This is a genomic window from Pollutimonas bauzanensis (genome assembly GCF_040393045.1).
GTDB lineage: Bacteria > Pseudomonadota > Gammaproteobacteria > Burkholderiales > Burkholderiaceae_B > Pollutimonas > Pollutimonas bauzanensis_A.
In genome coordinates this window covers 22559-32553 of record NZ_JBEBUX010000037.1, presented here as the reverse complement: position 1 = coordinate 32553, position 9995 = coordinate 22559, and the positions used below count along the sequence as shown (strand labels likewise).

Sequence of the window (9995 nt, the reverse complement as noted above, 5' to 3'; positions counted from 1 at the left end):
GAACGAAAAACCACGCCCAGCTAAAAATACGCTAATCGGTTTGCGCTCGGAACACGTCTTCCTGCGCGGCTTTGCTAATCGCAAGAACCGCCGGGTGCTGCAGCCGACGTTCCGTAGTGATGGCGTAGAACTGCTCTTTTACGACGTTCGTGCTGCCGATTGCCCGCACACGATACTGTTCACAAAGATAGTCGGCGGTTGCCGTAGGCGCGACGAAAATTCCGGTACCAGTCTGCCCGAACGAATTAAGTAGTGCGCTATCGTCGAATTCCCCGACGATACGGGGGCGCAGGTTGCGTTCGTCGAACCAGTGAAGCAGCGCTGTGCGGACCGACACGTCTTCGCCGGGCAGTAGAAATGGCGCTTGATGGAGCAGGGCGGGAAATTCTCCGGACAAGGTGGCAAGCAACTGAGGTGCGCCAAAGAAGGTCAGGCCGCTTTCACCAAGAAGATGGTTAAAGCCGCGCACATGCAGATGGTTGGGCATGGGTCGGTCGGCGATAACCATATCCAGCCTATGTACGGCAAGATCGGCCAGCAGGAATGCCAGGCCGCCTTCCCGGCAGACAAGGCGCCCAGCCTCGTCCATGCGCAATGCGGGCTCTATCATGTGGTAGGCCATCGACTTGGGGACGCCTTCCGCGATGCCCACCTTGAATTCAGGCAGCCGCCTGGCGGGTTGCTCGCGCAGTTCGTCCAGCAGCTCATCGCCTAGCGTGAATATTTGGTCGGCATAAGCCAGCACATGGCGGCCTACATCAGTCAATTGCAGCGTGCGGCCCGCGTGGCGGAATAGTTCTGCGTCGAGGGCGGTTTCCAGTTCTTGCAGTTGGCCGCTGATGGATTGTGGTGTGCGGTGCAGTTGCTGCCCGGCGCGGACAATGCTGCCGGTTTTGGCGACCATCCAGAAGTATCGCAGGTGTTTGTAGTTAAGTGAGGCCATGGCCCACCTTTCGAAAAAACCTGATGATTGATCAATCATATACGAATTGTTGGGGCTTTCAAGCTGCCTTAGACTGCCAGTAAGCGTTGCTTTTTCAGGACTGTCTTATGAGCGGAATCGAGACCTTCGCCACCTTTCCGATGTGGGTCGGATTCATCGGGTTCGTCACGGCTATTTTGGCGCTTGACTTGTTCGTCTTTGGCGGCAGGCTTGCACATAGGGTGTCGCCGCGCGAGGCCTTGTCCTGGGCGCTGGCATGGGTCATATTGGCGACGCTTTTCGGTTGTGCCCAGTGGTGGTTTCTGGATGGCGCCGAAGGCCGTGTGCTGGCAAATCGCAAGACACTGGAATTTTTCACCGGTTATCTGATCGAGCTGTCATTGTCTGTGGACAATATGTTCGTGTTTTCGTTGATTTTCGGCTATTTTGCCGTTCCGCCTGAGTTGCAGCGCCGAGTATTGCTGTTCGGCGTGCTAGGCGCCATTGTGATGCGCATTGCCATGATTCTGGCCGGCGTCTGGCTGTTGTCGAAGTTCGTTTGGTTGTTCTATGTATTCGGTCTGTTTCTGGTGATCACTGGAATCCGAATGCTGCTGTTTGCCGAGCATGCCCCCGATATTGGGCGCAATCCCATCGTCCGCCTTATGCGCAAGTTCATGCGCATGACGCAAGACTATCGTGGGGAATCGTTTTTTGTGCGCGTTAACGGTTTGCTCTACACGACACCGATGTTTGGCGTATTGTTGATAATAGAAACCACTGACCTGGTGTTTGCCGTGGACAGCATTCCGGCCATCTTCGCCGTAACGACGGATCCGTTCATCGTATTCACTTCGAACATCTTTGCCATTATGGGTTTGCGGGCGTTGTACTTTTTGTTGGCCAGCATGGCGGAACGTTTCCGCTACCTCAAGTACGGCCTGGGTGTCATATTGACTGTCATCGGCGGAAAGATGCTGGCAGCACCATGGGTTCATGTGCCAGTGCTGTGGTCGCTAGGGGCAGTCGGCATTATTCTACTGGTGTCTATCGGCGCCAGTCTTGTGCTGTCGCAGCGGGCTGATGCGGACGATCCGGCTCGCATTGCGGATTCCACTGCGGCAGGGTCCAAAAGGAGACCATGATGAAAAATATCGTACTCACGACCGATGGGTCCGCATCTAGCGATGCGGCTGCGCGATACCTGGTCGACAATCCTTTGCTGAACAGCGATTTCACCGTGCATGTGGTGCATTGTGAGCCCGAAGTGACCGGCGAGGTCCGGTCTTTCGTCAATCATGATGAGATCGCCGCCTGGCACAACGACGAAAGCGAAAAGGCCATGGCGTCAGTGACCAGGATTCTGCGCGAGGGCAACCTGAGCGTCGAATGCCACGGGCTCGTTGGGTTCGCGCCAGAACGTATTGTCGAATATGCAGATACCGTCGGCGCAATCGCCATTGTGATGGGCTCTCATCATCGGCCTGCTTTTCTGAATGCCATTATTGGATCAGTGTCAGGCCGTGTGCTTGCCCATGCGCATTGCCCCGTATTGCTGGTTTGAAGTCTGTGCTGGAGTCGATCTAGGGATAGGCCTGGTCCTCCGGCAGCCCGCTTTCTCCTTGCCAGGGATCATAGGTGCCGAAGTTCCAGATATGGCCTTCGATATCGCGGCAGGTAAAGCCGCGTCCGCCATAGTCTTCATCTTTGATGTCCAGAACGATCTGGGCGCCCGCCGCTTTTGCCCTGTCATAGAGCACATCGGCATCTTCCACGATGACATAGGCGCTCTGCGTTTCCGCGCCTTCGATTTCGTCGGGCTGTTTGATGAGCTGTCCCCACTCGGACGCCGAGACGGACCCAAGCATGATCATCCCGTTGCCGAACACAAGTTGCGCATGGGCAATGGTTCCATCAGGGTTGGCGTATACAGCCTGCTCTTTAAAGCCAAAGACTGAACATAACCATGCTATCGCGGCGGGGGCGTTGCGGTAACGAAGGCACGGAATGATGGTCGCTCTGGTGGTCGGGGCCAATACTGACATGGCGTTCTCCTTTATTGATGCAGTCCAAGATGCAATGCACAGCACGTTTCATGCCTGCGCAGGGGATACACGCTCATTTTCAGTGCGCCCGGCTTGCACCAATTGTGAGTGCAAAGGCAGCGTAACGCCTTCTATCGGTAGGCAGCGGCCTGCTTTTTTCTGGCATGTGATTTGCGTAAGCCTGGGTGAACCCTTTACCTCTCAGGAGTTAGCCAAATGCGCAACCGTTCCCCCAATGTTCTTGGCGTTTTCGCCGCATCCTTAGCGGCTGTTCTTGCAATGCCGGTCTGGGCACAAAGTTCGGACAGCGCTGCGCCTGCATCCGATTTCACATGGAGCGCGAATGTATCGCTGGTAAGCCAGTATCGCTATCGCGGCATGATGCAAACCAATAACGAGCCGGCCGTGCAAGGCGGCTTCGATCTTGCTCATGCTAGCGGCTTCTATATAGGCAACTGGAACTCAAGTATCAGTTGGCTGGACGATTCGGATCCCGATGTGTCCTCGACGCTGGAAATGGATTTTTACGGTGGATATCGAGGGACGCTTTGGCAGGACCTGACATTTGATGTTGGCGCTTTGCATTATTACTACCCGGGCAGCTTTCCGGCCGGCTATACCAGTCCCGATACAACCGAACTGTATCTGGGGCTGGGCTATGGTCCCATCACCGCCAAGTACTCCCATTCCCTGACGAACTTGTTTGGCGTTCCTGATAGCAAGAATAGTCAGTACTACGACGTTTCAGGCAAGTTTGAAACGGGTGTGTGGGGGCTGGTGCTGAACGCGCACGTTGGCTATCAAAAGGTGCGCAACCTGGATGACGGGTCTTATACCGATTGGTCGCTAGGCGTGAGCAAAGATTGGGGCCAGGGGTTTTCGACTTCGCTGGCTTATATCGATACCAATGCCGACCGTGACGTCTATACCAACACCAAGGGCAAGTACGTGGGCCGTTCGACAGCGTTGCTCACGCTGTCGAAAAGCTTCTAGGTCGGTTCATTTAGCGATGTCGCCGGTCATAACGATTGCTCGAGGAACGTCTTTTAGTCTCGCGAGCAGAGTTACGGGAGGGGCGGTAGTCGCGGCCCCGATCCCGGTCCCAATTGCGCGAACGATTTGCGCTGCGGTCTTCGGTCAGTATGTTGCCCAGTAGCCCGCCCGCTGCGGCGCCGCCTATGGCATATAAAGGGTCGCCCCCCGAGAATATGGCGCCGGTCGCCGCGCCTAGTCCGGCGCCCATCAGTGTGTTGTTCGTTTTGCGATCGTAGTGTGTGGCACAGCCGGCCAATGTGAACGCCAGCAGGCCAATGGTTGCAAACCGTGTGAAGGTACGCTGTAGCGTCATATCTAACTCCTGTTTCTAAGGTCTGAAGTCAGAGTAGCCAAGCGGAAAGGGGCGGGCAAGCGCGCAACGCGTTTTTGCAGCGGCCTGAAATAATTGCGGCATTCCAGGGTGGTTTGGTAACAGTTCGGTATTGGTTTTGACGCAGTTTTGTTACTGAATACCGGCTTCCCTGAACTGTTTGCGAAGAATATATTTGAAAGCGCTGTTGATATCGTCATGTAGCGCTTTTTTTGCGGCAGCCGGCTGTCGGGCCTCAAGTGCGTTGATCAGTTTCTCATGGTGCGCTACGGCTATTTTCTTGCTGGTGCGCTGCGAACCGGCCAGCAGGTCGTAGTTCAGTATCGGGCCGCTCTTGAGCCACAGGCTTTCTATTATCTTCAACAACATAGGCATGCCTGCGCTTTGGTATATGCGGAAATGCAATTCTTTATTCAGCAGCACCATTGACGATTTATTGTGATCGGCCGCACCCATTTCTTCGGCCAGCTGCGTATTCAGGCTGCGCAATTGCGGAATCAGGCTTGTGGGTGCGTTTCGTGCCGCCTGCTCGGCGGCATAGCCCTCTATCTGGAGCCGAATCTGCGTCAGCTCAGTGAATTGCTGGGCATTCAGCTTAGGTACCCGCACCGAACGGTTGGGCGCGACTTCCAGCGCTTGCTCGGCAACAAGTTGCGACACCGCGTCGCGTACTGGCATGACGCTGACGCCCAGAGCCTCGGCCGTTGAGCGTAAAGACAACTGCTCGCCAGGCACAAGCCGCCCGGTAATAAGCAGGTCTTTAATTTGAAAGAGAACATTCGCGCTCAGGGTTTCGGGCCGCGGAGCGACTGTCAAAAGTGTTTGCATTTATTCTTGGGCTAGGGTTATTACCAACTGTGATCTGTGATCACAGTTGGATAGTATATAGAGAAATAATCATTTAGAGAAACCTACAAAGGAGACAAGCATGGCTGATAAAAAAGTTGGTTTTTCGGCGTCGCGACGCCGTTTGCTGGTGAATGGTTCTGTCACGATGGCCGCTGGGTTGGTAATGCCTGCCATTGTAAGGGCGCAGAATTCCTCGCCGTTCAAGATCGGGCACTTGACTCCGCGTACGGGTTTCCTGGGCCCCATGGGCGAATATGCCGTGCTGGGCGCGACGCTGGCTGTTGAAGAGCTGAACGCAGCAGGCGGCGTGCTGGGCAGGAAAATCGAATTGTTGACAGAAGACAGTGTCAATCCGCAAACGGCATCCACCAAAGCCCAGCGTATGGTTGAACGAGACAAGGTCGGTGCGCTGGTGGGCGAAATCAGTTCGGCGTCGGGCCTGGCTATTTCTCAAGTTGCCACGCGCGCCAAAACCATTTTTCTGCAAACCGGTTGCAACTCGGATGAATTACGCGGCAAAAGCTGCAGCCGCTATATGTTTCACCTGGAAGCGTGCAACACGATGTATGTGCGCACGATTGGGCAGTCCCTGTTGCGCGACAACCTGGTCAAGGGGAAAAAATGGATGGCGTTCACGGCCGACTACGCCTTCGGACACGATCTGTTCAAGCAGACCAAGAAGTTCATGGATGAAAACGGCGCCGTTTTTATTTCCAACGACATGCTGCCGACCGATGCAACGGAATTCAGCGCGTCATTACTGAAAATCAGGCAGCAAAAACCCGATTTGGTTATCAGTAATTTGGCAGGCAACCAAACCACCAACTTTACCAAGCAATATAACGAGTTCGATATCGATGTTCCTTTCGCGGGCGCCGACATGAACATGACGAGTATCTGGGGCGCAGGCAAGTCAGGGTTTAGCGGGACTTGGCCTATTGTCTGGACGCATCAATTGCAGGCGCCATCGGCCAAGAAATTTGTGTCGGTCTTCGAGAAAAGATGGGACAAGCTGCCTGAAAATCAGGCGGTCAATGATTACCTTGCGATCAAGATACTGGCAGAGGCAATGACAAAAACAGGTAGCGACGATACCCAGAAGATCATTGCCTGGCTGGAAAGCGATGCGGCCAAGTTTGATGTGCTGCGCGATCGCGAAGGCTATTTCCGCCCCTGGGACCACCAGTTGATGACGGAAATGTACACCGTCACGCCCAGCAACAACAAGGATGCCGACAAGTGGGACTTCATGACGACCAGCGCTCCGGTGCCGGCGGCTTCCGAAAGCCTTGAGGCCTTGGCGCCTACCCAGGAAGAAAATATGTGCAAGTTTGCGTAGTCACTGTAGTGGCGGTGCGCTAAGGGGAGACCCTTGGCGCTTTTTTTGGCTCGGAGACCCGCTTTGGCAATAGAACTGATATTTATTTTCCAGCAGGTAGCGAATGGCTTGTTGTTGGGCGTTTACTACTTGTTGATTGCGTTGGGGCTGTCGATTATTTTCAGTCTGGGCGGCATCGTCAATCTGGCGCACGGGGCGTTCTACGCTATCGGTGCGTATATGGTGGTCTTTCTAGGCGACAAGCTTGGCTACGGCTGGGCATTCGTGATGTCGCCCATCCTGGTCGCGGTACTCGGCATGATTGTCGAGCGTCTGTTCCTGAAGCGGTTTTACCGGGCAGACCCGGTGTTGAGCCTGTTGTTCACGTTTGCGCTTTCCATGGTCATCGAGCAGAGCCTGCGCATGATTTTCGGTGCATCGCCGCTGTCATTCTCGATTCCCGATTTTGCCCGGGGCCAGGTCGTTATTGGCGAGTTCTTTTATCCCGTTTATCGCGTTGGTATGCTGGTCGTGGCCATTGCCGCGGTGACCGCGACCTGGGTATTGCTGAACAAGACGGCCTTCGGAAAAATCGTCAAGGCCGGTATCAATGATCCGGATATGGTGCGCGCCATGGGGATATCGCTGACACCCATCATGACTGCCGTGTGCGGGCTGGGCATAGGCCTGGCCGGACTGGCCGGGGTGTTGCTGGCTCCCATTACGGGCGTGCAGCCGGCGATGGGCCAGGAAATCCTGACTGCTGCGTTCGTGGTTGTTGTCATCGGCGGTCTGGGCAGTTTCTGGGGAGTGGTTTATGCAGCCATTCTTGTGGGCGTGATCCGCGGGTTGACCTCTTACTTTTATCCCCCAGCCTCCGAGGCATCTTTATATCTGCTCATGCTGCTTATATTGATACTGCGTCCGCGTGGTTTGCTGGGCGAAAAATTTGAGCGACTGGAGTAGCACATGATGTCGACACATGAAATGAAGAATCTGGCGTTGATTGCCTTGGGTTTGATCCTGTTGCCTTTCATCTTGCAATGGGGCGGGCTTACTTACAGCACCGCAGTAGAGTGCGTTGTGCTGGCCATGGCGGGGTTGGCGGTCAATGTGCTGCTCGGCTATACCGGCCTGGTGTCATTCGGCCATGGAGCCTGGTTCGGGATCGGCGCCTATGCCTTCGGGCTTCTGCAATTGAATTATTTCCCCCAGTCCACCTTGGTTCCGCTGGCCCTGGTCATTGTCCTGATGGCTGTAGTGGGCGCCATCATTGGTTTGCTGGTATTGCGTCGCCGCGGCGTCTATTTTTCCTTGCTGACGCTTGCTTTCGGCGCTTTGTGTTTTGCCGTGGCTTATCGGTGGACAGCGTTAACCGGCGGCGAGAACGGGCTGGGCGGTATTGAGCGGCGCTCCGTCTTGGGCATAGACCTCGACGCTTCGCAAAATTTTTATGTATTTGTCGCCGTAATTGCTTTCGTTGTGGTGGCATTCCTGTTGCGCATGACCGAGTCGCCGTTCGGCAAGGTGTTGACGGCCATTCGTGAAAACGAGGTGCGCACCAGGTTTATCGGCTTTAACGTCCACGCTTATAAACTGCTGGCATTTACCTTGTCTGCCATGATTGCCGGCTTGGCGGGCAGCTTGTCCGTGTTGAACCACCGCATCGCGTCGGCGGAAAGCATGTCTTTGGCGTTCTCCGGCGAATTGCTGGCGATTGTGCTGATTGGCGGTATGCGCAGCTTTAGCGGCCCGATATTCGGGGCGCTGTTTTATATTCTGTTTCGCGAATATCTGTCGATGCTCACGCCCAATTGGCTATTGTATTTCGGGCTCATCTTCATCTTTTTCATCCTGGTCACGCCAGAGGGCCTGACTGGCATCTGGTCCAAGCTGATCCGGCTGGTCGTGCCGGAAAAAACGACCAATGCCGCGATGGGCAATCGCGTGGTCGTGAAAGACCAGGATTTTTTCCCTGCCTTTCTAGAACGCCCAGGCTCGGCAGTATTGCGCTGCGAAAACATCAGTAAACACTTTGGCGGCATCAAGGCGGTTAACCAGGTGGACCTGGAAGTTGCCGGGTTGGGGGTGCATGCGCTTATCGGACCGAATGGCGCCGGGAAAACGTCTTTATTCAATCTGATATCCGGCGCGTTCTCGGCTGATAAAGGGTCGTTGACATTCGGCTCAAAGAATCTTATCCATGCCAGTCCGGAAGAAACCTGCGCCAGCGGGGTCGCCCGTTCTTTCCAGATTACCAATCTGTTCAAGGGGCTGACTGTCCGCGAGAATCTGTGCTTGTCGGTCCTGAGTCGCGACGAGCATCGTTTTTCCCTTTGGAAACGGCTGGATGCACTGCCCGTAACGCAGTCTCAAACCGACGAGCTCGTCAAGTACTTGGGCGTTCAGGGGATGGAAACAGCGATTGCCGAAGACTTGTCTTATGGCGGGCAGCGGGTCGTCGACATGGGGCTGGCCTTGGGTGCTGCGCCGCAAATTCTGTTGCTCGATGAACCGTTGGCTGGCTTGGCGGCGGCCGAACGGGACCGCATTGGCAAGTTGATACGCAGGCTGGGTGATCGTATCGGCGTTTTGCTGGTTGAACATGATGTCGATCGTGTTTTCTCTATGGCCGACAAAATCACCGTGATGAATCAAGGGGCGGTACTTATAGAAGGCGACGCCAGTGTTGTTCGGGACGACCCGCAAGTGCGCGAGATCTATATTGGTTCTGGCAGCGAAGCGCTGGCGGCCAAAGTGCAGGCGACTGATCTGTCGGACGAAGTCGCCGTGCGCGTTTCGGGACTGGATGCCTATTATGGGAAAAGCCATATTTTGTCGGCAATTTCATTTGATGCGCGCAAAGGGGAAGTGATTGCCGTGCTCGGAAGAAATGGGGCTGGCAAGTCCACTTTGCTCAAGAGCATGCTGGGTTTGGCGCGCATGGGGGCGGGCTCTATCGAGATAGCGGGAAAGACTATTACGTCGCCCATCCCAGAAGCCATGGCGCGCGTCGGCATCGCGTTTGTGCCGCAGGGCCGACGCCTGTTTTCGGGCTTGACGGTCAAAGACAACTTGATGTTGGGGCGCTTGAAGCGTTCGGCGGTGGGCTCCAACGGATGGTCCGATGAGGAGATATTCAATGTCTTTCCTCGCCTTAAAGAACGATACAACATTGATGCCACGCTGCTTTCGGGAGGCGAGCAGCAGATGGTGGCGATTGCACGCGCGCTTGTCGGCCATGTCGAGGTGTTGTTGCTGGACGAGCCTTTCGAAGGCCTGTCACCGGCAATGACCGAGGAAGTATTCAATGCCATACTTAAATTGAAATCGCGTATGACGATACTGGTCGTGGATCACAATTTGGATTTGGCGCTGGCGATCGCTGACACGGCACTGGTGCTTGATCGCGGGAAGGTATCGCATCACGGCCGCGCCCATGATTTGTTGGTTGATCTGGATTTCCGAAAAGAAAAACTTTGGGTTTAACACGGA

Annotated in this window: 10 protein-coding genes; 6 read left to right on the top strand and 4 right to left on the bottom strand. The window is 55.0% G+C overall.

What is annotated here, in order from left to right:
* Positions 1-31 precede the first annotated feature (31 nt).
* The gene (gene nhaR, locus ABWO67_RS07955; RefSeq protein ID WP_353150019.1) at positions 32-943 is read right to left on the bottom strand and encodes a transcriptional activator NhaR; all 912 of its coding nucleotides are present in this window, start codon (positions 941-943) and stop codon (positions 32-34) included.
* A gap of 107 nt (positions 944-1050) precedes the next feature.
* Between nhaR and ABWO67_RS07950 the strand changes: the two genes are divergently transcribed.
* Positions 1051-2067 carry a TerC family protein gene (locus tag ABWO67_RS07950; protein ID WP_353150016.1) on the top strand — a complete coding sequence of 339 codons (1017 nt, stop codon included), beginning with the start codon at positions 1051-1053 and terminating at the stop codon, positions 2065-2067.
* Positions 2067-2486 (top strand): universal stress protein, encoded by a 420-nt coding sequence (locus tag ABWO67_RS07945; RefSeq protein ID WP_353150022.1) that lies wholly within the window; start codon positions 2067-2069, stop codon positions 2484-2486. Before ABWO67_RS07950 ends, ABWO67_RS07945 begins: the two co-directional genes overlap by 1 nt.
* A gap of 19 nt (positions 2487-2505) precedes the next feature.
* On the opposite strand, the gene ABWO67_RS07940 is transcribed toward ABWO67_RS07945, so the two are convergent.
* A complete protein-coding gene (locus ABWO67_RS07940; RefSeq protein WP_353150013.1) occupies positions 2506-2967 on the bottom strand; it encodes a VOC family protein in 462 nt (153 codons plus the stop codon).
* 216 nt (positions 2968-3183) lie between these two features.
* On the opposite strand from ABWO67_RS07940, the gene ABWO67_RS07935 reads away from it, so the two are divergent.
* Complete coding sequence (locus ABWO67_RS07935) at positions 3184-3960, top strand: TorF family putative porin (protein ID WP_353150010.1); 777 nt, start codon at positions 3184-3186, stop codon at positions 3958-3960.
* 10 nt (positions 3961-3970) lie between these two features.
* On the opposite strand, the gene ABWO67_RS07930 is transcribed toward ABWO67_RS07935, so the two are convergent.
* Positions 3971-4315 carry a YMGG-like glycine zipper-containing protein gene (locus ABWO67_RS07930; protein ID WP_353150008.1) on the bottom strand — a complete coding sequence of 115 codons (345 nt, stop codon included), beginning with the start codon at positions 4313-4315 and terminating at the stop codon, positions 3971-3973.
* Between the two features lie 150 nt (positions 4316-4465).
* Positions 4466-5161 carry a GntR family transcriptional regulator gene (locus ABWO67_RS07925; protein WP_353150005.1) on the bottom strand — a complete coding sequence of 232 codons (696 nt, stop codon included), beginning with the start codon at positions 5159-5161 and terminating at the stop codon, positions 4466-4468.
* 100 nt (positions 5162-5261) lie between these two features.
* Here ABWO67_RS07925 and ABWO67_RS07920 point away from each other — a divergent pair, with 100 nt between their 5' ends.
* From ABWO67_RS07920 to ABWO67_RS07910, 3 genes are all read left to right on the top strand, one after another.
* On the top strand, positions 5262-6521 hold the full coding sequence (locus ABWO67_RS07920) for an ABC transporter substrate-binding protein (RefSeq protein ID WP_353150002.1): 1260 nt from the start codon (positions 5262-5264) through the stop codon (positions 6519-6521).
* Between the two features lie 63 nt (positions 6522-6584).
* Positions 6585-7466 (top strand): branched-chain amino acid ABC transporter permease, encoded by an 882-nt coding sequence (locus tag ABWO67_RS07915; RefSeq protein WP_353149999.1) that lies wholly within the window; start codon positions 6585-6587, stop codon positions 7464-7466.
* A 3-nt stretch (positions 7467-7469) separates the two neighbouring features.
* A complete protein-coding gene (locus tag ABWO67_RS07910) occupies positions 7470-9989 on the top strand; it encodes a branched-chain amino acid ABC transporter ATP-binding protein/permease (RefSeq protein ID WP_353149996.1) in 2520 nt (839 codons plus the stop codon).
* The last annotated feature ends 6 nt before the right edge of the window (positions 9990-9995 follow it).

Coding starts and splice junctions, on each gene's coding strand:
- nhaR (WP_353150019.1), bottom strand. CDS start 943: ATGGCCTCACTTAACTACAAACACCTGCGATACTTCTGGATGGTCGCC.
- ABWO67_RS07950 (WP_353150016.1), top strand. CDS start 1,051: ATGAGCGGAATCGAGACCTTCGCCACCTTTCCGATGTGGGTCGGATTC.
- ABWO67_RS07945 (WP_353150022.1), top strand. CDS start 2,067: ATGAAAAATATCGTACTCACGACCGATGGGTCCGCATCTAGCGATGCG.
- ABWO67_RS07940 (WP_353150013.1), bottom strand. CDS start 2,967: ATGTCAGTATTGGCCCCGACCACCAGAGCGACCATCATTCCGTGCCTT.
- ABWO67_RS07935 (WP_353150010.1), top strand. CDS start 3,184: ATGCGCAACCGTTCCCCCAATGTTCTTGGCGTTTTCGCCGCATCCTTA.
- ABWO67_RS07930 (WP_353150008.1), bottom strand. CDS start 4,315: ATGACGCTACAGCGTACCTTCACACGGTTTGCAACCATTGGCCTGCTG.
- ABWO67_RS07925 (WP_353150005.1), bottom strand. CDS start 5,161: ATGCAAACACTTTTGACAGTCGCTCCGCGGCCCGAAACCCTGAGCGCG.
- ABWO67_RS07920 (WP_353150002.1), top strand. CDS start 5,262: ATGGCTGATAAAAAAGTTGGTTTTTCGGCGTCGCGACGCCGTTTGCTG.
- ABWO67_RS07910 (WP_353149996.1), top strand. CDS start 7,470: ATGATGTCGACACATGAAATGAAGAATCTGGCGTTGATTGCCTTGGGT.